23 protein-coding genes are annotated in these 26848 nt (G+C 63.1%); 11 read left to right on the top strand and 12 right to left on the bottom strand.

All coding sequences use genetic code 11. The features are described 5' to 3' along the window. Positions 1-79: 79 nt before the first annotated feature. On the top strand, positions 80-1114 hold the full coding sequence (locus A3M7_RS0135845) for an IS110 family transposase (RefSeq protein WP_027543953.1): 1035 nt from the start codon (positions 80-82) through the stop codon (positions 1112-1114). A gap of 279 nt (positions 1115-1393) precedes the next feature. Here A3M7_RS0135845 and A3M7_RS0135850 read toward each other — a convergent pair whose 3' ends face one another. From A3M7_RS0135850 to A3M7_RS0135875, 6 genes are all read right to left on the bottom strand, one after another. Further along, entirely contained in the window at positions 1394-2029 is a 636-nt protein-coding gene (locus A3M7_RS0135850; protein ID WP_027548219.1) for a LysE family translocator, read from the bottom strand. 275 nt (positions 2030-2304) lie between these two features. Further along, positions 2305-3261 (bottom strand): ABC transporter ATP-binding protein, encoded by a 957-nt coding sequence (locus A3M7_RS0135855; RefSeq protein ID WP_027548220.1) that lies wholly within the window; start codon positions 3259-3261, stop codon positions 2305-2307. Further along, positions 3258-4232 carry an ABC transporter ATP-binding protein gene (locus A3M7_RS0135860; RefSeq protein ID WP_027548221.1) on the bottom strand — a complete coding sequence of 325 codons (975 nt, stop codon included), beginning with the start codon at positions 4230-4232 and terminating at the stop codon, positions 3258-3260. Before A3M7_RS0135860 ends, A3M7_RS0135855 begins: the two co-directional genes overlap by 4 nt. A gap of 3 nt (positions 4233-4235) precedes the next feature. Next, on the bottom strand, positions 4236-5096 hold the full coding sequence (locus A3M7_RS0135865) for an ABC transporter permease (protein ID WP_027548222.1): 861 nt from the start codon (positions 5094-5096) through the stop codon (positions 4236-4238). Then, on the bottom strand, positions 5093-6037 hold the full coding sequence (locus A3M7_RS0135870) for an ABC transporter permease (RefSeq protein ID WP_027548223.1): 945 nt from the start codon (positions 6035-6037) through the stop codon (positions 5093-5095). Before A3M7_RS0135870 ends, A3M7_RS0135865 begins: the two co-directional genes overlap by 4 nt. 82 nt (positions 6038-6119) lie before the next feature. Further along, the gene (locus A3M7_RS0135875) at positions 6120-7661 is read right to left on the bottom strand and encodes an ABC transporter substrate-binding protein (protein ID WP_027548224.1); all 1542 of its coding nucleotides are present in this window, start codon (positions 7659-7661) and stop codon (positions 6120-6122) included. A gap of 242 nt (positions 7662-7903) precedes the next feature. Between A3M7_RS0135875 and A3M7_RS0135880 the strand changes: the two genes are divergently transcribed. After that, positions 7904-8860 (top strand): MurR/RpiR family transcriptional regulator, encoded by a 957-nt coding sequence (locus tag A3M7_RS0135880; protein WP_027548225.1) that lies wholly within the window; start codon positions 7904-7906, stop codon positions 8858-8860. A 32-nt stretch (positions 8861-8892) separates the two neighbouring features. On the opposite strand, the gene A3M7_RS0135885 is transcribed toward A3M7_RS0135880, so the two are convergent. Beyond that, the gene (locus tag A3M7_RS0135885) at positions 8893-10512 is read right to left on the bottom strand and encodes a XylR N-terminal domain-containing protein (protein ID WP_027548226.1); all 1620 of its coding nucleotides are present in this window, start codon (positions 10510-10512) and stop codon (positions 8893-8895) included. A 287-nt stretch (positions 10513-10799) separates the two neighbouring features. Between A3M7_RS0135885 and A3M7_RS0135890 the strand changes: the two genes are divergently transcribed. The 6 genes from A3M7_RS0135890 to A3M7_RS0135915 all read left to right on the top strand — a co-directional run bounded on the left by A3M7_RS0135890 (position 10800) and on the right by A3M7_RS0135915 (position 17904). Next, a complete protein-coding gene (locus tag A3M7_RS0135890) occupies positions 10800-11315 on the top strand; it encodes a 2,4'-dihydroxyacetophenone dioxygenase family protein (RefSeq protein ID WP_027548227.1) in 516 nt (171 codons plus the stop codon). 9 nt (positions 11316-11324) lie between these two features. Then, the gene (locus A3M7_RS45485) at positions 11325-12977 is read left to right on the top strand and encodes a GMC family oxidoreductase (RefSeq protein WP_049823907.1); all 1653 of its coding nucleotides are present in this window, start codon (positions 11325-11327) and stop codon (positions 12975-12977) included. Positions 12978-13042: 65 nt separating this feature from the next. Then, a complete protein-coding gene (locus A3M7_RS0135900) occupies positions 13043-14431 on the top strand; it encodes an ABC transporter substrate-binding protein (protein ID WP_245284401.1) in 1389 nt (462 codons plus the stop codon). Positions 14432-14561: 130 nt separating this feature from the next. After that, positions 14562-16484 carry an ABC transporter permease gene (locus tag A3M7_RS50040; RefSeq protein ID WP_198033879.1) on the top strand — a complete coding sequence of 641 codons (1923 nt, stop codon included), beginning with the start codon at positions 14562-14564 and terminating at the stop codon, positions 16482-16484. Beyond that, entirely contained in the window at positions 16481-17191 is a 711-nt protein-coding gene (locus A3M7_RS0135910; protein ID WP_027548229.1) for an ABC transporter ATP-binding protein, read from the top strand. Before A3M7_RS50040 ends, A3M7_RS0135910 begins: the two co-directional genes overlap by 4 nt. Continuing rightward, positions 17188-17904: an ABC transporter ATP-binding protein gene (locus A3M7_RS0135915; protein ID WP_027548230.1), complete on the top strand. Its 717-nt coding sequence runs from the start codon at positions 17188-17190 to the stop codon at positions 17902-17904. The genes A3M7_RS0135910 and A3M7_RS0135915 overlap by 4 nt, the downstream gene beginning before the upstream one ends. A gap of 66 nt (positions 17905-17970) precedes the next feature. Here A3M7_RS0135915 and A3M7_RS45495 read toward each other — a convergent pair whose 3' ends face one another. Together A3M7_RS45495 and A3M7_RS0135925 are read right to left on the bottom strand one after the other, a co-directional pair. Continuing rightward, positions 17971-18573 (bottom strand): DUF2306 domain-containing protein, encoded by a 603-nt coding sequence (locus A3M7_RS45495; protein ID WP_198033880.1) that lies wholly within the window; start codon positions 18571-18573, stop codon positions 17971-17973. Positions 18574-18884: 311 nt separating this feature from the next. Beyond that, a complete protein-coding gene (locus tag A3M7_RS0135925) occupies positions 18885-19838 on the bottom strand; it encodes a LysR family transcriptional regulator (protein WP_027548231.1) in 954 nt (317 codons plus the stop codon). 98 nt (positions 19839-19936) lie between these two features. On the opposite strand from A3M7_RS0135925, the gene A3M7_RS0135930 reads away from it, so the two are divergent. Both A3M7_RS0135930 and A3M7_RS0135935 read left to right on the top strand, forming a co-directional pair. Beyond that, positions 19937-21118: an MFS transporter gene (locus A3M7_RS0135930; protein ID WP_027548232.1), complete on the top strand. Its 1182-nt coding sequence runs from the start codon at positions 19937-19939 to the stop codon at positions 21116-21118. Positions 21119-21128: 10 nt separating this feature from the next. Continuing rightward, positions 21129-22163: an aldo/keto reductase gene (locus A3M7_RS0135935; RefSeq protein ID WP_027548233.1), complete on the top strand. Its 1035-nt coding sequence runs from the start codon at positions 21129-21131 to the stop codon at positions 22161-22163. 7 nt (positions 22164-22170) lie between these two features. Here A3M7_RS0135935 and A3M7_RS0135940 read toward each other — a convergent pair whose 3' ends face one another. Beyond that, on the bottom strand, positions 22171-23781 hold the full coding sequence (locus A3M7_RS0135940) for an amidohydrolase family protein (RefSeq protein WP_027548234.1): 1611 nt from the start codon (positions 23779-23781) through the stop codon (positions 22171-22173). Continuing rightward, a complete protein-coding gene (locus A3M7_RS0135945; protein WP_027548235.1) occupies positions 23778-24596 on the bottom strand; it encodes a uracil-DNA glycosylase in 819 nt (272 codons plus the stop codon). Before A3M7_RS0135945 ends, A3M7_RS0135940 begins: the two co-directional genes overlap by 4 nt. 246 nt (positions 24597-24842) lie before the next feature. On the opposite strand from A3M7_RS0135945, the gene A3M7_RS0135950 reads away from it, so the two are divergent. Next, on the top strand, positions 24843-26417 hold the full coding sequence (locus tag A3M7_RS0135950) for an amidase family protein (protein ID WP_027548236.1): 1575 nt from the start codon (positions 24843-24845) through the stop codon (positions 26415-26417). A 257-nt stretch (positions 26418-26674) separates the two neighbouring features. Here the strand turns inward: A3M7_RS0135950 and A3M7_RS45500 are convergent, their stop codons facing one another. Beyond that, positions 26675-26836, bottom strand: a complete 162-nt coding sequence (locus A3M7_RS45500) for a transposase (RefSeq protein WP_371090211.1) — start codon at positions 26834-26836, stop codon at positions 26675-26677. Between the last annotated feature and the right edge of the window lie 12 nt (positions 26837-26848).

Genomic DNA, 26848 nt, shown 5'->3' on the forward strand with positions numbered 1-26848 from the left:
TTATGATGGGGTGGACGCCCCGCCGACGGCATCGATGTGCCAAAGTGGAGGTGTTTAGCACCACTTAAGGGAGGCGTCCGTGGCAGAGGTTAGCATAATCGGTCTGGATATCGCCAAGCATGTTTTCCACGTTCATGGCGCGGATGGGAAAGGACGGACTTTATTCAGCAAACGGATCAGCCGGGGAAAGTTGCTGGATTTCTTCGCGGCTCAGCCGATCTGCACAGTAGCCTTAGAGGCATGTGGAGGAGCTCATCACTGGGCTCGGCAGCTCGCGCAGCTTGGCCATAGCGTTCGGCTGATCCCTCCCGCGTATGTAAAGCCATTTGTGAAGCGACAAAAGAACGACGCGATTGATGCTGAGGCGATCTGCGAAGCCGCGCAGCGGCCGAGCATGCGGTTCGTTGCCGTAAAGAGCGAGGAGCAACAGGCTGCGGGCTTGGTATTTCGAACCCGTGACCTGTTAGTGCGGCAACGAACCCAGCTCATCAACGCGATCCGAGGACACCTCACGGAGTATGGTTGGATCGCGCCCAAGGGGCCATCACATGTGGCGAAACTTACCGACCACATCGAAGAAGAAGCTATGGCCAGTTCACTTCCCGAAGCGGCCCGCCCCATGTTACGAGTGATGCTAGACCTGCTCGCCGAGTTGAATGGCAAGATCGCATATCTCGACCAGGAGATCGCTCGGCGCGCTCGCGAAGACGAGGTATCGCGCAGGCTGATGACCATTCCTGGCATTGGCCCAATCTCCGCCACCGCGATCGCCGCTCTAGCACCGCCGGCCGAGACCTTTTCCAAAGGCCGTGACTTCGCGGCATGGCTCGGTCTCACGCCTCTTCAAAGATCGACAGGCGGCAAGCAGAAGCTCGGTGCGACATCCAAGATGGGCGAACGCACGCTTAGGCGCCTCCTCATCATCGGCAGCAGCGCGGTTGTGCAACAGGCAAGCAAACGCGGTGCGCCAAGGGGTTCGTGGCTCGAACAGATGCTGGCTCGCAAACCACGCATGCTGGTAACAGTCGCCCTCGCCAACAAGATGGCGCGGATCGTCTGGGCGCTACTTATCAAGCAGGAGAATTACAGGGCTCCGGTCGCAGCCAAGGCGTGATCCTGGCGGACCTGAGGTCGTCGGAGGTGTAGTCGGTCGAAGGAGAGTATGGCGCAACAGTCGGCGAGACGAGGCCGGAAGAACCAGGCGTACTCATCGTGCCCAGAGCACGCTTTTATGATTTGGTTCCGGTCTGCGAACTCCCATACGGGCCCGCAGCTTCATCGCTGCACCATCAGAGGCCGGACAGATGGCAGCATCCGACTACGTGCCGATCTTCTTCAAAAATCGCTTGCATCTCGCGGGGCGTCCACAGATGAGTACGCGTCCTCGTACCCTCTACCGCTGCTCGGTGGCGATGCGCAAACCCAAAGCAATCAGGACCATTCCGGTCATGCCCTCTACGAGGCGACGCACGGTGGGGCGTTGAAGTGCATTCCGCATCTTGTGGATAGCTGCGGCATAAACTGCGAGCCAGAGAAAGGTCATACCTGCAAAGACAATTCCAAGAGCGAGCAGTGTCGCAAAGGTCGAACCGCCTATCGGTGCGAACTGGGGAAGCAGGCTGGTGAAGAAAACAGCCATCTTGGGATTGCCGAGATCGCTGATGAGCCCCTGCCTGAAAGCCATCGAAGGGCTAACGCGGCTATGCGAGTGGCTTTCCACCGAGATCCCCGAACCTTGTTCCCCCGGCCAAAGAGCTTCGCGTAACGCGGAGATGCCCAGATAGATAAGATAAGCGGCGCCCAAATACTTGATCGCAATAAATAGTGGCGCCGAGGCCACCACGAGAGCAGCAAGGCCGACGCTGGTCGCCAGGGCCCAGATTGTCTGCCCAACTGCTATGCCCGCCGCCGTCCAAATCCCGCCAGTCCGCCCGGCCAGAAGGGCGCTGCGGATTGTTGTGGCCGTGTCAGGCCCCGGCGTGATGATGACGATTATCGACACCCCGATGAATGCAAGAAAAGATAGCATACCGCGCCGCTCCTCCACATTGCCGTCGACTATAATACACACTGCCGAGTGTTTGGTTCGGTTCGGCGCACCATGCGTGAAGCGGTCTGGAGGCGAGAGACCCGCACGGTCTGCACCTGGCCGGCGCGGCGATCGTACGCACTATCGACGCCCGCGTCGACCAGCTCGCTGGATCAGTTGCGGTGTGCAGGGCGGGCGTGAGGACCGAGCTCACGCTGCCACCGTACGATTGGCCTATCCTGAGCCAGCGACGGTATGCTGGATGTGCTCGCCGGCTACACGTTGTGGCAGGCAATTGCTCTGCCGTCCGTGCCGACAGACCGAAGCTCGGGAACGTCGACCAGGCAGCGATCGCTGGCAATCGGGCAACGTGGGGCGTAGGCGCAGCCGCGTGGCCGCTTGAAGAGGCTTGGCGGTTCACCCGTTTCGATCGCGCCGAGAATCCGCTTGGATGGGTCCGGCTTCGGAATCGCCGCCACCAGCGAACGTGTATAGGGGTGGCTCGGATCATCCAAAACCGTCCGCGTTGCGGCCTGCTCCACGATCCGACCCATATACATCACGGCAACGCGATTGCTGATTTGCCCGATGACGCCGAGGTCGTGGGAGATGAACAGCATCGACAGTCTCAGTTGCTCACGCAGGTCCATCATCAGATTGAGCACTTGGGCCTGCACGGACACGTCGAGGGCCGAGACTGGCTCGTCGGCGATCACGATGGACGGTGAGGGAAGAATTGTTCGTGCGATGCCGGCCCGTTGCCGCTGCCCGCCGCTCAGTTCGTACGGATAGCGCGCGGCGAAAGACGGATCCAGGCCGACCGCCGTCAGCGCGGCGGCGATCGCCGCGCTGCGCTCGGCGCGGCTGGTGAAGAAACCATTGATATCGCCAGCTTCCGCGACCGAATCTCCGATCGCGCGCCGCGGGTTGAGTGACGCATAGGGATCCTGGAAAACCATCCGGATGTTCAGGCGCATGTCGCGAAGGCTGGCACCCGTCATTTCCGTTCCCTTGAAGCTGATGGTGCCGCTGTCGGGCCGGACCAGCCCGACGATGGAGCGGCCCACCGTGGTCTTGCCACAGCCTGACTCGCCGACGATCCCGAGCACCTCACCCTCTGCCAGCGACAGCGACACACCATCCACCGCCCGCACCTGATATTTTCGGCCGGCGCGCCTGACGCTGAAGGAGACCTTCAGATCCCGAACGTCGAGGACAGCGTTGCCGTTCATCGCGGTTCCCCGCCGTCCAGGGGGAAGGCGCAGAGCACCTCGTGTCCTCGAGAAACTTCTGCGCGCGGCGGGGCCGCGGTGCGGCACGACTCGCGCACCGCTGCGCACCGTGAGGCAAAGACGCAGCCAGCACCGACCGTGCCCGGCGCCGGCGGCTGGCCCGCTATGGTTGGCAGGCGGCGCGCACCGCAATTCCGCGACGGCATGCAGTCCATCAGTCCGCGCGTGTAGTGGTGGCGTGGTCTGCCGAACAACGCCTCGACGCCGGCGGTCTCCACGATCCGGCCCGCATACATGACGGACACGCGATCGGCGAGCTGCGCGATCACCCCCATGTCGTGGGTGATGAACAGCATCGCCATGTCGAGGCGGTTGCAGAGCTCGCGCAGCAGCCCGAGAACCTGCACCTGGATGGTGACATCCAGTGCCGTGGTCGGTTCGTCGGCGATCAGAACCTGAGGCCTGCAGGCCAGCGCGATCGCGATCATGACCCGTTGGCGCTGTCCGCCGGACAATTGATGCGGATACGCCGACAGTTGCATTGCGGGATCGGGCATGCGCACCTGCTCGAGCAGCTCGCGCGCCCTGTCGATCGCCGGAGGGCCGGACAATCGATCATGCACGCGCACGGCTTCGGCGATCTGATCGCCGATCCGACGAACCGGGTTAAGCGAGGTCATCGGCTCCTGAAAAATCATTGCCATACGGCCGTGGCCCGCTTCGACGCGCTGCCAGGGCTGCAGCTGCGTCACGTCGCAGCCCTCCAACAGGACCCGGCCGGCCCGGATCCGCGGGCCGGGTTGAGGCAGCAATCCCATCACCGCAAGCGAGGTCATGCTCTTGCCGCAGCCGGATTCGCCGACGAGGCCGAGGATTTCGCCCTTGCCAAGTTCGAAGGACACGCCGGCGACGATGTCGACCGGTGCAGTCTCCGGCCCCAATGACACCGTAAGGTCGCGAACGGACAGCACGATCTAGCCCTTCTCGCTAAAGAGCTGACGGAACCGAGGATCGAGACGATCGCGCAGTGCATCGCCGACCAGGTTGAGCGAAAATGCAGTCGCCACGATCATCATGCCCGGAAAGAACAGCAGCCATGGCGCGCGGGTGATGAAGGTGCGCGATTCCGCCAGCATGTTGCCCCAGCTCGGAATCTCCGGCGGAGCGCCCAGGCCAAGGAAATCGAGCGATGCCGCGCCAAGCTGCGCGAACGCGAAGACGAAGCTGGCCTGCACAAGAAGCGGTGAGACCAGGTTCGGCAAAATATGCTTGCCGATGAGCCAAGTCGTTCCGGCGCCCATGCTGCGGGATGCCTCGACATAGGTCTCCATGCGCAAGCGCAGCGTCAGACCGTAAACGATCCGCGTCGTCGTCGTCATGTAGCCGAGCCCGATCGCCAGAATCGCATTGGCCACGCTCGGGCCGAGGACGACGATCAGCCCAAGTGCGAGCAGCAGGCTCGGGAATGCCATGAGCACATCGACCATGCGCATCAGCAGGTGACCGAGCCGGGGGAACAGGGCGGACAGCACGCCGATCGGCACGCCCGTCGCAAGCGCGAACACGACCACGCCCGAACCGATCAGGAGCGCCATGCGCGCCGAGTGGATGACGCGTGACAAGGTGTCCCGGCCAAATTGGTCGGTACCGAACCAATGAAGCGCGTTCGGAGGCGTCAGGCGGATCGACGGGTCGATGGCGTAGGGATCGTAAGGTGCGAGCCAGGGCGCGAAAGTCGCAGCGAGCACGGTCCCCAGGAGGATGCCGAGCCCCAACAGTGCGATCGGGCGCGCGATGAACGGCTTCAGCCAAAAGATCGCGCCGTCCCGGCTCATTGGAGTTCGACCCGCGGATCGAGCAGGCGATAACTCAGATCGACGATCAGGTTGATCAGGAGGTAGACGACGACGATGACCAGAATGACGCCCTGGATCACCGGATAATCCCGGCGGAGGATCGACTGGACGACGAGGCGGCCGATACCCGGCAGGGCAAACACAGTTTCGGTCACCACCGCTTCGGACAGCAGCGCCGCGAAAGTGAAGCCGAATGCCGAGACCACCGCCAGGAGCGCGTTGCGCAGGATGTGCCGAACCACGACCTGCCAGGGCCTGATACCCTTTGCACGCGCCGTGCGCACGTAATCCTCGCGGGAGACGTCGAGCATGCTGGCGCGCGTCAGCCGCAGAATCAGCGCGGCATTCGGCGCCGCAAGCGCCAGGCTCGGGAGGACGAGATAGCGGAGATTGACGAGCCCGCCTTCGAAGATCGATGGATAACCGGAGCTCGGAAACCAGCCGAGCCACGCGGCAAAGATCAGGATCAAATAGAGCCCGACCCAGAACGTAGGAATCGAGGCCATCAGCATCGCCGCGCCGGACAGCCCCTGGTCGAGCCAGGTGCCGTGCCGAACCGCCGCGATCATGCCGATCGGCACACCGATGAGCGTAACCCAGATCATCGTCATCGTGGCGAGCAAGGCGCTGGTCTCGGCACCATCGGCAATTACCGACAGCACCGGCGCCTGGAAGAAGATCGACCGTCCGAGGTTGCCCTCGAGCACATGGCCGATCCAGGTCAGGTATTGCAGGATGATCGGCTGATCGAGACCGAGCTGGTGCCGCAAAGCGTCGATCTGATCGGGGGTCGCGGTGTCGCCGAGTAGAACGTAGATCGGATCGCCCGGAACGATATGGATGAAGGCAAAGATGATAACGGACGCCGCCAGAAGCGTCACCGCCGTCGTTGCCGCGCGCTTGAGTGCGTAAGACCACATGTGATGGTGCGGCTGATCAGCGGCGACGAAGCGCGTCGGTGACGACGGTGCTCGGCATTCCCAGTGGTCTCATTGCCCGTCCTTACTTGGTAGACACATTCCAGAACACGGGACCGTTGGGGTTCAGTCCCTTCAACTTGGGAGAAGCGATGTCATAGGTGTAGGCATCGCCTACCTTCATGACCGGCACCTGTTCGTAGATCAGCGATTGGATCTTGTCCCATGTCGACTTGCGTGCGGTCGGATCGGTCGATTTGATCAGCTCGGCCCGAAGCGAACTGATCTCGGGGCTGTCCCACCACCCGGGATAGCTTGCATTCAGGAACGTGAGGAGCAGCGGATCAGGCGAGAACGAATGGTGGGTGACAAAGATGTCCCACTGTTCCGGCTGGCCTCGCATCTTGAGAAGCGTCGCCCAATCGACGACCATCATCTGAACATTGATCCCGGCGTCGGCCAGCTGGCGTGTGAAGACCGAGGCTTCATCATAGTGCGCCTGATAGTTCGTCGAGACCAGAAGGCGGATCGGAGTTCCCGTGTAGTCCGCCTCCTTGGCGAGCTCCTTGGCCTTCTTTGGATCGCGCGGGCTGTAGCCGGAAACGCCTTCCGCCGAGTACCAGGGCGTGCCCTTGGGGAAGATCGATCCCTCGGCATTCCACAGGTCCTTGGAGCCGAAGGCGACGCGCAGGGCCTGCGACTTGTCCAGCGCGGTCTGGATGGCGCGGCGGAGCTTGTAGTTGTCCTTCAGGATTCCCTGCTTCGAGTTCATGAAGAAAAGGCCGAAGATCGGCGCGTTCGTACGCTGCACCTGAACCGACTGGTCCTTGCTCAGGGACTCGTACAGATCGCCAGAGATCATTTCCGCATAGTCGTAGTCGCCGGCCTGCACGCCGCTCACGCGGGTTCCGACGTCCGGGACCGGAATGAACCGGATCTTGTCGAAGATGGCGACGCGGGCGCCGGCGAAGCCGTCGCCCTTTTCCTTCACCGGCTTGTAGCCATCGAATTTTTCCACCTCGACATAGCGGTTCGGTCGCCACTCCACGAACTTGTAAGGCCCGGTACCGATATAGTCCTTCTGCTCGATCGGCCGGTTTCCGGCATTGGCGGCGATTTCTTCCGGATAGATCGCAAGGCCACCATTGACGTCCGCAATGAGATTCTTCCAGGCGCCGTTCGGCGCGGACAATTTCAGCGTGACCTCATACTTTCCGGTTGCCTCGACCGACGTGGCTGCGGCCATCAGGAGCTTGCCACGCGCACCGAAGTTGCCCCACCGCATCAGCGAGGCGGCCACGTCCTTGGCGGTCATCTCCTTGCCGTTGTGGAAGGGAACGCCCTCGCGGAGCTTGATGACGATGGTCTTGCCGCCGTCTTCCTCGCGATCGCTCTCGGCCAGCATTGGGCGCGGCGCATAGGTCGAGTCCAGCGCATACAGTGTTTCGAAGATGTGGCGGCCGATGACTGATGCGACGTCGGCAGTCGTCAGCATGACGTCGAGTGGCGGCGGTTCGCCGATGGTGGCTTCGCGAAGCAGGGTGGCCGCGCTGGCCTGTGCATTGAGAAACAATGCGGTAGCGATCCCGACGGCGCCACGCATCAAGACACTGAGGTCGCATCTCATGATCGCCCCTCCCACCTTGTTTCAGCCGCCTGCCTTCATGTGCAGGGGGTGCGCCCTCAGGTGTTGACCCGGCGGCGCGTTATCGTTTGTTTGAAAGTTACATGCATAATATGCTAAGTTTCAAGTGGAAAATTGCCATTGATTGCCGATCTATCGATGCGTTGACAGGTCGAAGCTGAAGGTTTCTTACGGCGATTTCCTGGTTAAGGGCGCAGGTTAGTCCGACCTGAGGAAGGGCGCGCATGCCGCGTGCGAAGCGAATTCACCCGGCGAAGTCCGCTGGGACAGCAGTCTCGACGCCGTCGCGCCGCGACGCGTTCGTGGCCGGCGACATCATCTCTGTCATCAGACAGAGTGCTCCGGGTCTCAGCCCATCGGAGCAGCGTGTTGCCATGGCGCTGCTGGCCGACGTCGAGTTTGCCATTCACGCGAGCAATGCGGAGCTGGCCCGCAGCGCGCGTGTCAGTGAACCGACAGTGACCAGGTTCAGCCGCTCCGTCGGCTGTCGCGGCGTCCGTGACCTCAAGGTGAGGCTGGCTCAAGCAATGGCGGTTGGGCGGATTTACGTCGAGCTGCCCCCGCATGTCGGCACGGATCTGGCGCGCCCCGCTCTCTGGCGGTCGGTGTTCCAGGAAATTCGTCGCGCAATCGCCGCTGCCGAGGAGGGACTACGCAAGGAGGACATCGAGAGGGCTGCCGAAGCCATCTCGCGCTGTTCGAAACTTGCAGCATTTGGCGTGGGCGGCGGCTCGACCCTTGCGGCAATGGAGGTTCAGAATCGCTTCTTTCGTCTCGGGATCGCCGTCTCTCACACCTCCGACCCGAGCTTGATGCGCATGATCGCCGCGACCTTTGGCCAGGACGATGTCGTCATCGCCATCTCGACCACCGGTGCAGCGACCGAGGTAATCGAGGCAGCCGGTATCGCCAAGCAATACGGCGCCCTGGTCGTCGCGATTACCAGGCCGCAAAGCAGGCTGGCCTCAATCGCCGATATTGCGCTCGGCGTGCACGTGCCCGAAGCGCCCGATGCGCTCAAGCCGACCGCGTCGCGCTATGCCCTTCTCGCGGCCATCGATCTGCTCGCCGCGTCGACGGCCTATTGCAAGCCGCTCGAAGCCCAGACACGGATGCGTCGGATCAAATACGAGTTGCTGAAGGGGACGGACGGAAGTTCAAATGGGCCGCTCGGCGACTGAAGCGAGGAGGCTCGTCGCGATCGTACGGGCCCTCAGTTCCCGGGTTCAATTCCTCTCGCCCGATAAACGAACTGGGGCCTGGTGACGCCGAGCATCCGCGCTGCTGTCGAAACCCTGCCATCCGAACGTCGCAGGGCCTCCGCGTAGATTCGTTGGTTTAGTTCGCTCATCGTGAGCGATTTGGCAGCCATTTGATCGACTATGCTGCCCACATAGGTGTCTGCAGAACTGGGAGGCGCTGCTGCCAGCTCGCGCGAGAAGTGCTTCGGTTGAATCTCTCCCGGTAGTTCGTTGCCGCCGTCGAACTTGGCCTTGAACAAGGCGCTCAGGAGAACCGAGCGCAATTGTGGGAGATTGCCAGGGAGAGCCATGCCCTTGAGCGAATCCAGCGACGCGCGGGAGAGACGATGCTGCGGCAAGGCTTCGTTCACCGACATCGCTGCGAGCATGGCTCGAGCGATGTCGGCAATGTCGCCGCGCCTGTGCTGGAGGCCGAGAAGCTCAATCGGCAGAACCGCAAGGTCGAAGAGAAAGTCCCGGCGGAGTGCGGGCATGGCAATGAGCTCGCTCAGCCGATGAGTGGATGTGCCGGCCAATTGCAGCCCGGGCGGCAAGTCCCGACTCTCGACTCTTTCGGCCAACAGGAGTTGGCATTCCTCGGGCAGTGTCTCGATATTCTCCAGCAGCCACGTCTCGCGCGATTGCTTCAATTTCCTGAGCCAGATATCGATCCGCTCGCTGGTGAGGGATCTGCAGACGAGGCGCCGCAATCGGCCGCCTGTTCCGTGGCGCTGGTGGTGCAGGTAGCGCGCCGCGAGGTGTTTTCCGCAACCATGTGGACCGACGATGAGCGCAGGGAGCCCTCCTGCGGCAACGCTGTCCAGCTGGCTGCGGACGGGCTCCAGCACAACGTCTTCGAGGCTTGCAACCCCGTGTTTGGAGGTTGTCCGCGTCGGCGCATGGATTGCCGTTTCGACCCCGCCGGTCCTGCGCGGAAGGTCTGCAAGCGATGGAACGACCTCTTCGCGGAACATGCGAACCGTAGGATCGTCGGCACCCCAGGCGTCGGCTGTCTTGCCGGTCACCCTGCAGTGCTTGTGCCCCATCGCGGCACATTCCGTTTCCTTGTAGACAATCAGCTTGTCGAAGAAAAAGCTGGCATAGCCCGATGCGTAGCCGACCTGCATCCAGCAAACGGGCTCGGAGGCGCTGCGTTGGCGATTGAGAAACTCGGTCGCCTCCATGCCACCATGCCAGAGAAATTCCGCGGCAAACTTGTTCTGCTTGAAATTGAAGTCGTTGTAGACGGTCTGTACGCGCACGACGCCGGACATGGTGTGCATCCGCGTGCCCGCGGTGAACGCGTCCCCTATGTCGAGTTCAGGCCAGGAGGTGCGAATAAACTCCGCATCCAGCGTGCCCGCCTGAAATCCCAACCGCAGCAGAATAACTCGCGCGTCGTGAGACCCGAAGCGGCGGACCAACTCCTCCTGGAGCTGAACGGCGATCGAGGCGCGATGGAGGACAAGCCGCGCGTTGCGCAGGCTGATATGCGCGTGAGCTGGGTCGTACACGATCTGGGAGAGCATGTCCCGCAAGGTCGGCCGTCCACCGCGATCGAGCAGGCTGCTTTCTTCGATCTTGGAAATCATTTGGCCGCACTCCCACCCATAAGCTTTTCTTCTCCCTGCAGAGTTGCCGGGTTTGCATCATTTGATCAATCGAAATTGACGAAATACTCCATTCATCCTCGCCCCCATCGTTGCCGAGCTGCGTTCGCTGATCACGATCGAGAGGAACATATCCATCGTTATCAATAACTTGCTGCATGTTCGAACGAGCGGTTGCGGTGCAGCGGCGTTTTCCTCTTTGACCGCTTTCCGACCGGGGTGATTACCTCGGTCAAAAGAGGGCCAAGCGCTCTTGAGGGGGAAACGGAATGCGTGACGCGAGCAAAATCGTGAAGCTGCCGGCTGAGCCACACGCCGAGGCGATCAGGCGCTACGCGAAGGAAGGGGCCTATATCGCGGGCGATGACAAATCCTCGCCCTGGATTCCGTTTGGCGACGTCGCCGCCATCAAGCATCTGTGCTTCGACGTTCGCAACAACGCGGCCGCCAACATTCTGTGGGTCAAGAGCGGTGGTCGGATCGGCACGCACAAGCATCGCGGCTTCGTGTCGGCCATCACTCTGGAGGGATCCTGGGGCTATTACGAATACGACTGGATCGCCAGGCCCGGCGACTTCATCTACGAGCTCCCGGGAGCGGCGCACACGCTCTATTCCGACGATCCTAACGGAATGAAGGCCCTGTTCTGGTTGAGCGGCGCCATCGAATTCTTCGACGACAACGGCGAGTATGATTTCACCGCCGATGTCTTCTGGTTCATCGAACACTACACGCGTTACTGCGAGGCGAACGGCCTCCCCGTCAACAACGACATGTTCATCTGAGCCTGTTTGATGGGATCGGGGAGAGGGCGCGTGGACGAGTGTGATTACGTCATCGTAGGCGCCGGTTCGGCCGGTTGTGTATTGGCGAACCGCTTGAGCGAGGATCCGAAAGTCAGCGTCCTCGTGCTCGAGGCCGGTGGCAAGGACAACAGCATATTCATGAAGATGCCGCTGGCATGGCGCCAGATCTGGCGCGGCCCCAAGTTCAACTGGAATTATGCGACGGAGCCGGAGCGCTTTCTCGACGGGCGGCGCCTATCGCTTCCACGCGGCAAAGTCCTGGGCGGCTCTTCGTCGATCAACGGCATGCTCTACGTGCGCGGCAACCCGCGCGATTATGACTTGTGGCGCCAGGCCGGATGCGAAGGCTGGAGCTATGCCGACGTTCTTCCCTATTTCAAACGCGCCGAGGGCAGCTGGCGAGGCGAAGGCGATTATCACGGCGGCGCAGGACCGCTCGGCGTCAGCCCAACCGATGTTTCCAACCTGAATTTCGGCTTGATCCGCGACACGGCGATTGCCGCGGGGATTCCGATGACCGAGGATTTCTCGGGAGCGCAGCCTGAGGGCTTTGGCATCGTCGACCTGACGATCAAGAATGGTGTGCGCAGCAGCGCATCGGCGGTCTATCTCCGCCCCGCATTAAAGCGCGCCAATCTCACCGTGAAGATCGGTGCCCTGACGGAGCGGGTCTTGATCGAGAAGGGTCGCGCGACGGGCGTGACCTACGTCGAGAACGGCAAGCGTGTTTCCGTTCGCGCGAGGCGCGAGGTGATCCTGTGCGGTGGGAGCTACAACTCACCGCAGCTTCTCCTGCTGTCGGGCATCGGGCCGGCCGACGAGATTGCCGAACACGGGATAACTCCGGTTCACGAGCTCCCGGCGGTCGGCAAGAATCTATCCGAACATGTGGTGTTTCACATTCAATTCGCGATCAAGCAGCCGATCACCTTTCTGAGCCGCCTGCGAGCCGATCGCGTTGCACTTTCTGTGTTGCAGTGGGCCTTGTTCCGCAAGGGCGATTTCGCGACCCAGGCATTGACCGCGCTCGCCTTCGTGCGCAGCCGGCCCGATGTCGAGCGACCGGACATTCAGCTCTTCTTCAACTCGACGCGTATGGACGCCAAGGTCTGGTTTCCCGGGATCACGCCGCCGCAACAGCACATGCTGGAGGGATATCCGTCGATCAATTACCCCGAAAGTCGCGGCGAATTGCGTCTGCGCTCGGCTGATCCGCGTGACCCTCCGCGTATCCGGCTCAATTTTCTTGGAACCGAAGGCGATCGTGCGACAGCACGTGAATGCATTCGATTGGTGCGACGCATCTACAATACGCCACCGCTCGGCCCGCTGATCGAGCGCGAGACTTCGCCTGGCGCCGAGGTCGTCTCCGACGCCGACCTTGATGCGTTTGTCCGGCGCACGGCCGAGGTCGGCCATCATCCCGTTGGGACCTGCGCGATGGGGACTGGGCCGGCGACAGTGGTCGATCCGCAACTGCGCGTGCGTGGATTGCAGGGGCTGAGGGTGGTCGACGCTTCGGTCATGCCAACCGTGCCGGGAGGCAACACCAACGGACCGACGATCATGATTGCCGAGCGCGCCGCGGATCTGATCGCGGGGAAGACGCTGCTTGCGGCGGCTTCGAGCGCAGTTCGATGAGCAAATTGTCGGTCGCACGGTCGACGATGTCATGGCATCCGGAGTCATGGCATCCGGAGCGTCGGATGAGGGTTCTGACAAGTGAGACTGGCTTTGAACCGCGTGAAGTCCTGGCGGCGAGCTTCACAAAGAAGACTTGCGGTGGTCGCAGCCGTCAATCACGTAACAAAAGGGGGAATTTGATGAGACGATCTATGAAAGCGGCCGCGGCGGCCGTCGCATGCACGCTTGCAGCGCTGGCGTTCAATGATTCCGCAGAAGCGGCCTCCGCGCCGAAATGCGGATTGAATACCGGCAAGCCTGCGACCGGTGCGCCCATCTCGATCGGCGGCATCGTTGGTCGGACAGGCCCGGCGGACTTCAGCTCTTCGGGCGATGCGGCTGCGGCGTATTTCAAGTGCGTCAACGAGAATGGCGGGATCAATGGCCGCCCGATCGAATACACGCTGGAGGACGACGCCTGGAAGCCCGAGCAGGCCGCGCAAGCTGCGGCCAAGTTGGTGACCGACAAGAAGGTGGTTGCCCTGGTCGGCAGCAACAGCTTCGTCGAATGCGCCGCTAACCAGGCGACTTACGAAAAGAACGAGGTGCTTGTCGTCGCCGGCGTCGGCATCCCCCGGGATTGCTTCTTTGGGAGGAACTATTCGTCAACGAACGCAGGTCCTCGGTTGAGCAACCTTGGCGCAGTGCAGTACATGCATGGGAAGTTCGGCATCAAGAGTGTCGTCTGTGTCGCGCCCAACATTCCCGGCGTCGGCGATTTCTCCTGCGACGGCGTCAAGGCGTGGGGTGCTTCCAAGGGTGTGGCGGTCAACGTGATCCTGATCGATCCCGCGGCAATCGACATGACCTCCATCGTCCTCCAAGCGATGTCGTTCAAGCCCGACCTGATCGAGGCGAGCTTGCCGCGTGACGGCGTGATTGCCTTGCTCAAGGCCGCCGAGGACCAGGACCTCGGTTCCAAGGTGAAGTTCGCCGCGCCGACCTCTGTCTACAATCTCGAGTTTCCGAAAACGATCGGTCCCTATTGGGACAACAAGGTCTACGCCCAGCTCGAGCTCGAACCTTTCGACAAGCAATCGCCCGACATGCTGAACTGGTATGCGGTGCTCGACAAGTATGCGTCCAAGAATGTCCAGCGCGATACATTCAATCAGGCGGGTTATTTGGCAGCGCGTTGGATCGTCGAGGTCATGCTGACAATGGACCCGGCGAAGATCGACCGCACATCGGTTACGGCCGCCCTCCGCGGTATGAAGTCGGGCCTTCAATCCGACATCGCGTGCGGCCCGTGGTATTTTGGGCCGGGCAATCGGCATAATCCCAACCACGCCGGATCGGTGGCCGTGACGTCGGGCGAGAAATGGGTGACCCAGCAGTCCTGCTTCGGGGTGGATGATCCTGATCTGGCAGACGTCCTGGCGACGGAGAAAGAGCTGGGCATTCGCAAGTAGGCGAGCCGGTGTGGGCCGAGCCGGAAACGGACCAGGGGCGACAATTCACGCCCTTGGTCATCGGCGGCAAAGCCGATTGTCCACGACCGGACGCTCCGCTGAGCGCCTGCGCCTCAAATCAATCGAGTGAATGATCGTGCCAAACCTTGGTCCTTTCGTCGTTTCCGGGCTCGCCACCGGCGCGGTATATGCGCTCTCGGCAGTCGCAATCGTAATCCTCTTCCGGGCTTCTGGTGTCGTCAACCTTGCGCAGGGCGCGATCGGTGCGCTCTCGGCGATCATCGCCTGGCAGATCGGAAACTCAGGTGGCCCTCCCTGGATCGGGTGGATCGCGGGCGTGATCGCAGCGATGGCGGTCTCACTGGCCTATGGCCGGCTCCTTGCTCCACGTGTAGCTCATAGCGATCCAGTGGTTCGAGCGGTGGCTACGCTTGGCCTGGCGCTCGTGCTGCTCGGGGTCATGGATTTCTTCTGGGGCGAATACGGCCGTGTTCTACGTCTTCCGACCGACAGTCTGGGTGTGCGCATCCTGGATGTGCGGGTGACCTACACGCGCCTGATCGCGCTAGGGCTCACATGTCTTGTTACGGTCGGCACGATCTTCTTTCTGGGATGGACGCGTATGGGGCTGGCGATGCGCGCGCTTGCCAACCGCCGGGACATCAGTGCGATGCTCGGAGTGCCCGTCCTGAAGGTCGATTCCTGGGCGTGGGCGATGTCGGGACTGATTGCCGGTGTCAGCGGCATCCTGCTCGCCAACCTTGCGCGGATGCAGCCCCTGTTCCTGACATTCATGGTCATTCCGGTGATCGCCGCCGCAATTGCCGGCCGTGTGCAATCGCTGGGTATCGCGGTTGCGGGCGGCCTGGCAATCGGCGTGATCGAAGCGATCGGCACGCCATTTCCGTCCGTCGCGCCCTACCGCACGTTGACGCCCTTCGTTTTTGCCATCGTCGCGCTGGTTTTCCTGCAGCGCCATGGGCATCCCCTGATCGGCGGCGGGGCTGGACTGGGAGCAGACGATGTGCGCTCGGGCGCGCCCGCTGGGAGCCAGCGCCATCGCGCGTTGGTCGGAGTCGCTGCCGGAGTTGCCACTGCGCTGGTGTTGGCGCTGGCGGTGCCCGAAATCGCCAGTTCATACTGGCTGCGTGTGCTGACCGCCTCCGCCATCCTGGCGCTCGGCTCGCTTGCCACCGCAATCATCTATGCGCAACTGGGCATGGTTTCCTTGTGCCAGTTCGCCTTGGTCGGCGTCGGCGGTTGGGTTGCGTTGCGTTCCTGGCATGCAATCCATTGGCCCTTCGAAATGTCGTTGCTGTGCGGTGGTGTCGGCGCAGCTCTGCTGGGTCTGATCTTCGGGCTGCCGGCACTACGCATGCGCGGTCTGTACCTTGCGCTGGTCACTTTGATGATCGCGGGTGGTTTCCAGGTGGTGATCACCGCCATCGATTTCCCCGACGGTGGAGCCGGCTTCATTGGCAAGATCTATAATGGGCCGCGCCAATATATGGACCGCCCCGGGCTCGCAACGACGGACGCCGCCTATTTTCGCTATTGCTTGGGAGCACTCGTCATCGGCTATCTCTTCGTCCTCTGGCATCAGCGCTCGCGAGCCGGGCGCGCCTGGGCGATGATACGTCGCAGCGAAGCTTGCGCCCTGTCGGCGAGCGTCAATATCGTCGCCTACAAGATATGGGCCTTTGCGCTCGCCGGCTTCCTTGCGGGCATCTGCGGCGGGCTGCTCGCGGGTCTCATCGGCACGCTCGACTTGACCTCGTTTCCGGCGAGCGAATCTGTGTTGCTCTTCGCGGTGACCCTTATCGGCGGCGCCTATAGCTGGCTGGGGCCGATTCTGGCGGGCTTGCTGCTGCGCGCCGTTCCCGGACTCCTCAACGATTGGCACATCGACGGCAATATCGCGACGATCGTCTTTGGAGCGGGCCTGTTGCATGCGTTGATTACCGCACCGCGCGGCGTTGCGGGCCAGATCCTTGATACCGTCGGGCGCATCAAGGTGTTTGCCGGACAGGTGCGACGGGAGAAGGCAGTATGATCGAGATCGACGGCCTGGGGGTCAGGTTCGGCGGGGTGACGGCGTTGAACGCGCTGACGGCATCGCTCGACGCATCGGTAACGGGATTGGTCGGTCCCAATGGCGCGGGCAAGACGACGTTGCTTAACGTGCTCAGCGGCTTCATCACGCCAACCGCTGGGTCCGTCAGGATCGACGGGCAGGACATCGGGCGTCTTGCGACGCATCGGCGGTCAGCATTCGGGATCCGTCGAACCTTCCAGACCGAGCAGGTGGTGCTCAATCTATCGGTGCGGGACAATATCGCGGGGATGCTAGATCATGTTCCCTACGGGACGAGCAGCCGCAACGACGTCATCAATGCGGCTCTGCGCTATACCGGTCTCTCGGATCGGGCCCATCTGATGGGGGGCGCCCTCGCGACAAGCGACCGGCGGATGGTCGAAATCGCGCGATGCATCGTCGGAGCCCCGAAGATCATCATGATGGATGAGCCCGGAGCCGGCCTTAGCGAATCCGAATCGGATTTCCTGCGCAAGACTATTGTTGGCATCCCGGCGTTCTGCGGGGCCCAGGTGCTGCTCGTCGATCACGACGTCGACCTGATCTCATCGACCTGCTCGAAGATGCTGGTTCTCGATTTCGGCACCATGATCGCCTACGGCCCGGTAGGTCCGACCTTGAAGGATCCGAAAGTGCGTGCCGCATACCTTGGAGAAACGGCATGACCGATTGCCTCCGGATCGAGCGTCTGGCGATTGCGCGCGGTGGCAAGCAGGTCGTGCATGGCGTGAACCTCGAGATTCCACCGGGGCAGGTTACGGCTCTCCTCGGCGCCAACGGAGCTGGCAAGAGTTCGCTCGTTCTCGCCGCGGCGGGTGCGTTGCCCGTTTCCTCCGGCGACGTTCTCATCGACGGAAGGTCCATTGGTGGCCTCAGGCCCGAGCAGGTTCGCCGTCTCGGAATTGCGGCCGTCCCCGAAGGCCACCACGTGCTCAGCGAACTATCGGTCCTCGATAATCTCCGGGTCGCTGGTCATCATCTGCCGGGTCGCAAGCGGGAGGATGGCATCGAGGCGGCGCTCGATACGTTTCCCGAGCTTCGCCCAAAACTCGGCGCGCGAGCGGGGTCGCTCTCCGGCGGTCAGCAACAAATGGTCGTACTTGCCCAAGCCATCGTCGAGCGCCCGCGCTACATCCTTGCGGATGAATTGTCATTTGGTCTTGCCCCCGTGATCGTAGCCAGGCTGGTTCCGGTGATCATTCAGCTCGCCGCTGATGGGGTCGGCGTACTGTTGATCGAGCAGTTCACGCATATCGCATTGCGAATCTCCCATCGCGTCCATGTCATGGAGCGGGGATATATTCGCTTCTCGGGCGAACCGGAGGAGTTACGGCAGAATCCGGATATTCTTCACAGCGCCTATCTCAGCGGGAATTAGCATGCTGTAATGTTACCGATCATGCGTTCATTGATCGCCATGCTTGGCGCGCGGGGCACGGAGGCTTCATTGAACCCACCGAGATCGCCAACGAGCTTCCAAGGTCGAATACAGAGCGACGATCAAGACGTTGGGAATCCACGAAGTAAACGCCAGAATCGGAGACATGCTGGAATAGCTGCCGTACCCCAATGCGTAACCGATCGGAATCTGCAGGCGAAGGACAACGGCGCCGAAGGTCATCGCGTAGCTGAATCGCATAAGTAGCCGATGCCACTCGAGCCTTCCCTGCACGGCCGAAATCCAGGCCGCTACAGTCGTGCCGATCCACAATACAGCGAGAATCCCGAAGCCGACGCCAGCCACCCAGCCACCCGAGGCAAAGGGTGACGTAGCCAACGCTCCTGTTCCACTCGTAACGCACGCGAGGACGTAAGTTCGGCCGGACCAACGATGCAGCGTCGGATGGCGCGCGCGCAGCCCCGGAAAGAATTGTAGCGGTCCCAGGACCAGAGCGGCAGGGGCTATGAGCATGTGCGTTAACGCCTGCAGAGGCGCTTGCAGTATGACTGCCTTGATATCTGGATCGATGCCGAACCATAGGTTTTCCAACGCGGCGTAGTATCGCAAGGAATGCGCGGCTACGACTGTGGCGAGCACGATCATCATGCACAGCCCAATTCGGGGGACGTATCCCTTCTGCATCTGTCTCGCACCCTACCGCTGCTATTGGTCAAACCGTCTGGTTTTCCTGCCGGAATTCTCCGGAGAGGGAAGCCCGACTATGATTGAACCGTTCGAGCGGACAAGTATTTGGGGGCCGCCGGCGCGGGAGCAGGGATGAAAGGATGAGTGCTGGGACGAATAGCGTTCTTAACGTTACGAAACGTCACGGCCCCGGCGTCGCGTTGTGAATCCCGTGCATAGCCGGGGCGTCGAGCGGCCTGTCGGCTCTGGGACTGACGCTCTCTCCGCCAGCCTCATCCCACCAATTTCCATTTCCCATCGCCCGCGCGCTTCAGCGCCGGGTCGCTCACCCGCACGTGCTCGGCGAGAAAATCGATGAACGCGCGCACGCGCGCCGGGAGCGGCGCGGTGTGGCCGACATAGACGGCGTGAATGTCTTCGCGGTCGCCGGGATTGTAGTTCTGCAAGACCGGGATGAGGCGGCCTGATTCGATGTCGGGACCGACGTGGAAGAGGGCGAGGCGGGCGAGGCCCACGCCGCCGAGTGCGAGGCGGCGGGCGGCTTCGCCGTCGCTGGCGCGGGCGGCCGGCGGCGGGACTGCTTCCTCGGTGCGGTCGCCGCGCCTGAATTGCCAGCCGCGAATCGAGCGCGGAAAGGTCCAGCCGATGCCGCGGTGATCGGCGAGATCGGCCGGAATCTTCGGCGTGCCGAAGCGGGCGAGATAATTCGGTGCGCCGACCACGACCATGCGGCTGGTGCCTAGCTTTCGCGCGACGAGGCGTGAGGCGCGCAGCGGGCCGACGCGGATGGCGACATCGGCGCGCTCCTGCATCAGGTCGATCAGCGTGTCGGTCAGCACCAGATCGAGCGTGACGTCGGGATGCATTTCCAGGAAGCGCGGGATCAGCGGCATCACGTGCAGCATGCCGAAGGGGATGTTGCTGTTGACAGTGAGGCGGCCGCGCGGTGCCGCGCCCGATGCCGCCTCGCGTTCGGCCTCTTCCATCTCGGCGAGGATACGCACGGCGCGCTGGTAGAACGCCTGGCCTTCCTCCGTCAGCGTGAGCTTGCGCGTGGTGCGGTTGATCAGCCGCGAGCCGAGCCGTGCCTCCAGCCGCGAGATCAGCTTGCTGACGCCCGACGGCGTCAGCCGCAGTTTTCGCGCTGCCTGGGTAAACCCGCCCAGGTCGACGACGCGGACAAAGACCTCCATCTCGGCGGAGCGGTTGGTGTCGAAGCGGGCCATGTTGAATTCACGTCACAAATGATTGGATTGCGGACATTCTAATGGTTTTGCCGCAGCGCGGCTATCTGCGTGGCTCGTACCATCCATTGGAGTCCCGCATGCCTCCCGCCGTTCTCGCGCTCACCGCCGGTGCCTTCGGCATCGGCACCACCGAATTCATCATCATGGGCCTGTTGCTTCAGGTCGCCGCCGACATGCACGTCTCCGTGCCGGTCGCGGGCCTGCTCATCTCCGGTTATGCGCTCGGCGTGTTCGTCGGTGCGCCGGTTCTGACGCTGGCGACGCGGCGGATGCCGCGCAAAACCGTATTGCTGGCGCTGATGGCAATCTTCACGCTCGGCAATGCCGCCTGTGCGCTGGCGCCGAACTACGAATTGCTGATGGCGGCACGGGTGCTGACCTCGCTGGCCCACGGCACCTTCTTCGGCGTCGGCTCGGTGGTGGCCACCAGCCTCGTCGCCGAGGACAAGCGCGCCTCGGCGATTGCGACCATGTTCATCGGCCTCACGGTTGCGACGCTTCTGGGCGTGCCCTTCGGCGCATGGTTCGGCCTGATGCTCGGCTGGCGCGCGGCGTTCTGGGCCGTGACGGTGATCGGCGTGATCGCCTTCGCCGTGGTGGCCGCGTTTGTGCCCGGCCATGTCGGCAACGGCGACAAGCCGATCTCGCTTGCCGAGGAGGTCGCGGTGCTCGGTCGTCCGCAGGTGCTGCTGGGCCTCGCCATGACCGTGTTCGGCTTCGCCGGCCTGTTCGTCGTCTTCACCTATATCCAGCCGATCCTGACGCGCTTCACCGGCTTTTCGGAGGCTGCTGTCTCGCCGATCCTGCTGGTGTTCGGCGCGGGTCTTGCGATCGGCAATGTCGCCGGCGGCAAGCTCGCCGACCACGGCCTGGCGCGGGCCCTGATCGGCACGCTCGCCGCGCTCGCCATCGTGCTGCTTAGCCTTGCCGCGGTGCTGTCGGTCAAGATCCCCGCCATCGCGCTGATCCTGCTGCTCGGCATCGCCGCCTTCGCAACCGTCGCGCCGCTCCAGCTTCGCGTGCTGGAGGCGGCCGGCCCCAGCGGCCGCACGCTCGCCTCGAGCCTCAACATCGCCGCCTTCAATCTCGGCAACGCGCTGGGTGCCTGGGCCGGTGGCGTCGCCATCGACCGCGGGCTTGGCCTCTCCGCGCTGCCGCTGGTGGCGGCCGGCATCACCGCAATCGGCCTCGTGCTGGCGCTGTGGAGCCTCCGGCTCGATCGTGCCGCGGTCGTCGTCGCGGCGTGCCCGGCGGAATAGGAGAGCGATCATGGAATACCGCAATCTCGGCGCTTCCGGACTCAAGGTCCCCGTCCTCAGCTTCGGCACCGGCACCTTCGGCGGCCAAGGCCCTCTATTCTCTGCCTGGGGCCGCAGCGGTACGGAGGAGGCGCGCAAGCTGGTCGACATCTGCCTCGATGCCGGCGTCAATTTGTTCGACAGCGCCGACGTCTATTCGAGCGGTGCCTCCGAGGAGATTCTCGGTGCTGCGATCAAGGGCCGCCGCGACAAGGTGCTGATCTCGACCAAGATGAGCCTGCCGATGGGCGATGGCCCGCTCGATGCCGGCTCATCGCGGCAGCGGCTGCTGACTTCGGTCGACGCAGCGCTGCGACGGCTCGGCACCGACACGATCGACCTCCTTCAGCTTCATGCGTTCGACGCGTTCACGCCGATCGAGGAGGTGCTGTCGACCCTCGATACGCTCGTGCGTTCCGGCAAGCTGCGCTATGTCGGCGTTTCCAATTTCACCGGCTGGCAGTTGATGAAGTCGCTCGCCATGGCGGACCGCCACGGCTGGCCGCGTTATGTCGCGCACCAGGTCTATTACTCGCTGCTCGGCCGCGACTATGAGTGGGAGTTGATGCCGCTCGCGCACGACCAGGGCGTCGGTGCGCTGGTCTGGAGCCCGCTCGGTTGGGGCCGGCTGACCGGAAAGATCCGGCGCGGCCAGCCGCTGCCGCAAGAGAGCCGCCTGCACGCCACCGCGCAATTCGGCCCGCCCGTGGACGAGCAGCGGCTTTACGCTGTTGTCGACGTGTTGGACGCGATTGCAGCCGAGACCGGCCGCACCGTGCCGCAGGTCGCGATCGCCTGGTTGCTGTCGCGCCCCACCGTCTCCTCCGTGATCATCGGGGCCCGCGACGAGGCGCAGCTGCGCGACAATCTCGGCGCGGTCGGCTGGTCGCTGAGCGTGGATCAGATCAAGCGCCTCGACGAGGCGAGCGCCGTGATGCCGCCCTATCCCTACTACCCCTACCGCATCCAGGAGGGCTTTGCGCGGCTCAATCCGCCGCTGGTGTGACGGGTGGCTAATAGAAGGCGGCAATCGCGGCGCCTAGTCCTTGCGGTAGGTTGGGTTCGCTCTTCAGCGTGTCGATGAAGACGGGATCGTCGGCCACAGTGAGACCATCGAGCTTGATCGGATGCAGCGGCTCGGCGACCGCTGCGACGGTCGCCAGATCGGGACCGGTCCGGACGCCGTTATAGGCGAGCCGTGGGCGCAATTGGACATTGTTGCCGAACTGCTCGTCCAGTGCGAGGCGCCATCCGGTTCGTGACACCGTTCCACGGGCGATCGCCGCGCTCATGGCGATGCTATGCGGTTGCAGCGTGCCGAGATTGCCAAGCGCGGCGCCCAGGCGGCTCATTGCCTCCGCCAGCGTGACCTTCTCGATCCCCGGATCCTGGTCGGGCGAGGTGAAATCGATCGTCCGCGCGCTCTTGCCGATCTTGAGGGCCTCGCCGCTTGCGCCGGCTTGCTGCATGGCCTTCTTCGTCCCGTAGCGCGGCCGTCCGCCGATCGTGACCAGGACGATATCCTGCTCGCGCGATTTGATCAGATGGCCGTAGGGATCGCCGGTCACTCCCTTCACGACCAGGAGATCGGCGAACTTGCCCTTGGCGATCGTCCCCAACTTTCCATCCCATTTCAGGATCGCGGCGGGATTGCGCGTCGCCATTGCGACGATGTCGTAGTCGCTGAAGCCGAGATTGAAATGTGCGGATACGACCTTCGCCGCCTTCAGCTCACCCAGCAGGTTCTTGCTGCCGGAGGGCGACCAGTCCGAGCCCAGCGCGATGGTGAGGCCTGCCGTGCGCGCGGCGACGACGTCGGTCGTCTTGCCATAGAGCAGCAGATTGCTCAGGGGCGACCACACGACCTTGGCATGGTTTTCAGCCATCGTTCCGAAGTCGGTCGCATCGAGCGCCGTACAATGAATGCCGGCCAGCGAGGGCTCGATCGCCCAGTCTCCCGAGGAATTGCGCAAGGCGAGGAAGTGGCTGTGCGCCTTGGCGTCGATGCCTTCGCTGAGATGCAGCAGGAAGCATGCCGACGATTTGAGCTCGTTGTCGAACTTCGCCCAATCCTCGGCATCGATGTCGGGAATCTTGGAGTGTGCCCGCGGAAGATCGGGCGGGCTTCCGATCTCGGCAGCGCGTAGCGCCCCCTTGTAGTATTTGTGGATCGTGCCGCTCCAGTTCGACAGCGTGATCCCCTGGCTCGTCGTCGTTCCCGCGACCAGGCATTTGGCTTCGACATAGCGAACCAGGGCCGGCAGCAGCGAGCCGTCGTCGGCAAGAGCGATCGCGCTCATGGGACCGGTCACGGACGTCTTGTACGATTTGGCGTTCTGCCACTGGTCGCGATTGCCAAAGAGCTGCGGCACGCGCCAGAGCGGCAGGATGTTGTAACTGAGGTGATTGTGCAGCTCGATCAGGCCGGGATAGATGGTGCCGCCGGTGGCCACCGCGGCGACGGCCTCGAAGCCCGTTGGGGCCGGCTGTCCCTTGGGCAGGATCGCGGCGATCCGATTATCCTCGATGAAGATCGTCCCGTTCTTGATGACGTCGCCCTCCGCGGCCATCGTCACGATCCGGCCAGTCAGCGCCCATCGCTTCGGGCTTGCGGCCGGGCTCATGGAATCACCCCATCGGGAATGGTGATCGTGATCGTGCGCCGCTTGGTTGCCGCGTCAGCGCCCTGGCGCACGGCCCATGGCGTGTCTCCCCGCATCCAGGCCGGCAGTCCCGCCGGAAGATCTTTTGCAATGATGTCGACGAGTTCGGACGGCTTGAAGGCGTCGCCATACGGCACGAGTGCCGTCGGCACGTCGGGATGCTGGACCTCAGGCGCCAGCGCGGCGAGGGCGGCATTCCATTTGGTCAGCATGATCTTGGTATTCGCGGCCTGCGTCGCCGAATCATGCGCAGAGCTTTCCGGCCAGGTCGGGTGGGTGATGTGCTGATACGCGAGAGTCTTGTAGGCCGCGCCGTCGGAGCTCTTGAGCCAGGCCTTCCAGGCTTCGTCCGCGAGGCCGCCGAGCGAGACGACAGCCTCGATGTTGCCGGGGCCCAGCACGGCCTTGAACCATTTGTTGCGATAGTCGACGATGCCAGGCTCGTTCTTGTGCTTGGAGCCGCCGCTCTGGCCGTAAACGCTGTACAGGAAGGTGTTCACCATCACGTAGCTCTGCGTGATGCCGAGCTTGGCCAGGAAGCCCTGGGTCCGGCGGCCCGCGGTGCCGACAAGGATTCGGCGCACGATGGTCTCGTGCTGGGCGGGATCCTGGCCGACGATCAGCACACGCGCCGATCCGTCGAGCCGGCCGCGGTGAAAGATCGGCCCCCATTCAATCCGGAAATCGTGGGGATCGTAGGCTTCAGCGCCGGGGTAGTTGGCGCACAGATCGCGAAAGGGTTGCTCGCCGTATCCGCCGTCGAATTCTGTGAGCATGGAAAATGCTCCAATCTGCCGATGTCGAAATAGCTGCGTCAAAAAAATGGTTGCCGCAATCTTGGCGGTCGTTTGTTGCACCATTCAACCTCTATATGGGTCAAGACAGGGGGCGCAAAGGTTCACGAATGTCTCTCGCTCCGGGGCCGTGACAGAGCGTCGCGACAACGCGCCATGCAGAAACGCGCCCTGTACACGGTCGCGTGATCTCCATAACCTCCGCGCGCAATTTTCAGGAGATGCGACGTGGCGAAGAAGACGGCAAGCAAGAAGAAAAGTGTTTCAAGGAAAGTAACGAAGACCTCGAGCAAGAAAGCCACCGCCCGCAAGGGCGCCGTCGCGAAAGCCGCGAAGAAGGCAGTCAAGAAGGCGACCACGCGCAAACCGGCCACGGCGCGCCGTCCCAAGGGACCGGTCTGGCAATGGTCTGCAGTCGACACCGCGGCCGCGATCCGCAACGGCGCAATCTCCGCGGTCGAGACCGTCGAGGCGCATCTGGATCGGATGCGCGCGGTCAATCCCAGGCTGAATGGGGTCGTTGTCGATCTCAGCGAGGAAGCGCTGAAGGCCGCGCATGCGGCCGACAAGCAGCGCGCCAAGGGCGGCGAGCTCGGCCTCCTGCACGGCGTGCCCATCACCATCAAGGAAAACGTCGATTACGAAGGCCGGCCGAACTTCAACGGCGTGCCCGCCAACAAGGACCTCATCGCGCCGTCGGATGCGCCTGTTGTCCGCAACCTGAAGAAGGCCGGCGCGATCGTCATCGGTCTCACCAACACGCCGGAATTCTCCTTCCGCGGCTTCACCGACAATCCCCTGCATGGGCTGACGCTGAACCCCTGGGACCCCGATATCACCTGCGGCGGTTCCTCGGGCGGCGCGGGTTCGGCGGTGGCCGCCGGCATCGGCACCATCGCCCACGGCAACGACATCGGCGGCTCGCTGCGCTGGCCGGCGCATTGCAACGGCATTGCCACCATCAAGCCGACGCAGGGCCGCATCCCCGCCTTCAACGGCAGCGCAACGGCTGAGCGGCCGATGCTGGCGCACCTGATGTCAGCGCAGGGGCCGCTCGCCCGCCACGTCGCCGACGTCCGCCTTGCGCTGGAGGTGATGAGCCAGCGCGATCCGCGCGACCCCTGGTGGGTGCCGGCGCCGCTGGTCGGCGAGAGGCCGAAGGGACCGATCAAGGTCGCGCTGGCGAAGATCCCCGACGACATGGACGTCGATCCGTCCGTCGCCGCGGCGCTGCGCCAGGCCGCCGATCACCTCGAGCGTTCCGGTTATCGCGTCAGCGAGGTCGAGGTGCCCGACATCAACGGCGTCTGGCAGACCTGGTGCGACATCATCACCAACGAGACGATGGTGATGCAGGAGGCCGCGATGCTGAAGGTCACGACCGAGGATTTCCACAAGGCGTGGAACGGCATGAAGACCAAGGCCAACGTGCTCGATCTCAAGGCCTGGATGCAGGCGACGGCCGCGCGCAACGGCCACATCCGCGCCTGGCAGCTGTTCTTCGAGGACTATCCGGTCGTGCTGGCGCCGACCACGGTCAGTCCGACGCCGGGCCCGCGCGACGACACGGTCAGCGCCGAGCGCGTGCAGGAGGTGTTCTGGGGCGGGATACGCTTCATCTCCGCGATCAATGTGCTGGGCCTGCCCGGCGCGGTGGTGCCGGTGGCGCTGCACGAGGGCAAGCCGATCGGCGTGCAGCTCATCACCGGGCGCTATCGCGAGGACCTCGCGCTCGATGCCGCGGCGGCGATCGAGAAGCGTGCCGGCGTGCTCGCCCATCGCCTCTGGGAGACGATGGAGTAGCAGTATTCTCACCCTCTCCCCTTGTGGGAGAGGGTGGCTCGCCGCAAAGCGGCGAGACGGGTGAGGGGTTTCTCTCCTCGAGCGATCTCGTGCATTGGAATTCGTGGATGCAACCCCTCATCCGGCGCTTCGCGCCACCTTCTCCCACAAGGGGCCTGTTGCGTTATTGGCTTTTGAGGCTGAAGACGTCACGAGAGAAGGCCTTGGTCGCGGCAATTGCCTGCCAATATCTGTAGTTGTCGCCCTCGGAGGGCGGCTCACGCGGCGATCGTGGCCCACCGCCTCATGTTGAAGGCGATNGAGGCGAGCAGGACTTGTCCGGTCGCCTTGATCAGACCGACGTAGCGGATGCAGGTCAGCCGCATGCGGCGTTTGAGAGTAGCGAAGGTGGTTTCGACCTGGGCTCGTCGGCGCGCGATGAGGAGGTTGTA

Origin of the sequence: Bradyrhizobium sp. WSM2254, assembly GCF_000472645.1 — a bacterium.
Classification (GTDB): Bacteria; Pseudomonadota; Alphaproteobacteria; order Rhizobiales; family Xanthobacteraceae; genus Bradyrhizobium; species Bradyrhizobium niftali.

Bases quoted from the DNA above. Each gene is read 5' to 3' on its own strand.
- A3M7_RS0135935 (WP_027548233.1), top strand. From the start codon at position 21,129: ATGGAATACCGCAATCTCGGCGCTTCCGGACTCAAGGTCCCCGTCCTC.
- A3M7_RS0135870 (WP_027548223.1), bottom strand. From the start codon at position 6,037: ATGTGGTCTTACGCACTCAAGCGCGCGGCAACGACGGCGGTGACGCTT.
- A3M7_RS0135855 (WP_027548220.1), bottom strand. From the start codon at position 3,261: ATGAACGGCAACGCTGTCCTCGACGTTCGGGATCTGAAGGTCTCCTTC.
- A3M7_RS0135930 (WP_027548232.1), top strand. From the start codon at position 19,937: ATGCCTCCCGCCGTTCTCGCGCTCACCGCCGGTGCCTTCGGCATCGGC.
- A3M7_RS0135850 (WP_027548219.1), bottom strand. From the start codon at position 2,029: ATGCTATCTTTTCTTGCATTCATCGGGGTGTCGATAATCGTCATCATC.
- A3M7_RS45495 (WP_198033880.1), bottom strand. From the start codon at position 18,573: ATGATGATCGTGCTCGCCACAGTCGTAGCCGCGCATTCCTTGCGATAC.
- A3M7_RS0135890 (WP_027548227.1), top strand. From the start codon at position 10,800: ATGCGTGACGCGAGCAAAATCGTGAAGCTGCCGGCTGAGCCACACGCC.
- A3M7_RS0135885 (WP_027548226.1), bottom strand. From the start codon at position 10,512: ATGATTTCCAAGATCGAAGAAAGCAGCCTGCTCGATCGCGGTGGACGG.
- A3M7_RS0135865 (WP_027548222.1), bottom strand. From the start codon at position 5,096: ATGAGCCGGGACGGCGCGATCTTTTGGCTGAAGCCGTTCATCGCGCGC.
- A3M7_RS50040 (WP_198033879.1), top strand. From the start codon at position 14,562: ATGATCGTGCCAAACCTTGGTCCTTTCGTCGTTTCCGGGCTCGCCACC.
- A3M7_RS0135915 (WP_027548230.1), top strand. From the start codon at position 17,188: ATGACCGATTGCCTCCGGATCGAGCGTCTGGCGATTGCGCGCGGTGGC.
- A3M7_RS0135900 (WP_245284401.1), top strand. From the start codon at position 13,043: ATGAGGGTTCTGACAAGTGAGACTGGCTTTGAACCGCGTGAAGTCCTG.
- A3M7_RS0135910 (WP_027548229.1), top strand. From the start codon at position 16,481: ATGATCGAGATCGACGGCCTGGGGGTCAGGTTCGGCGGGGTGACGGCG.
- A3M7_RS0135940 (WP_027548234.1), bottom strand. From the start codon at position 23,781: ATGAGCCCGGCCGCAAGCCCGAAGCGATGGGCGCTGACTGGCCGGATC.
- A3M7_RS0135925 (WP_027548231.1), bottom strand. From the start codon at position 19,838: ATGGCCCGCTTCGACACCAACCGCTCCGCCGAGATGGAGGTCTTTGTC.
- A3M7_RS0135875 (WP_027548224.1), bottom strand. From the start codon at position 7,661: ATGAGATGCGACCTCAGTGTCTTGATGCGTGGCGCCGTCGGGATCGCT.
- A3M7_RS45485 (WP_049823907.1), top strand. From the start codon at position 11,325: ATGGGATCGGGGAGAGGGCGCGTGGACGAGTGTGATTACGTCATCGTA.
- A3M7_RS0135880 (WP_027548225.1), top strand. From the start codon at position 7,904: ATGCCGCGTGCGAAGCGAATTCACCCGGCGAAGTCCGCTGGGACAGCA.
- A3M7_RS0135945 (WP_027548235.1), bottom strand. From the start codon at position 24,596: ATGCTCACAGAATTCGACGGCGGATACGGCGAGCAACCCTTTCGCGAT.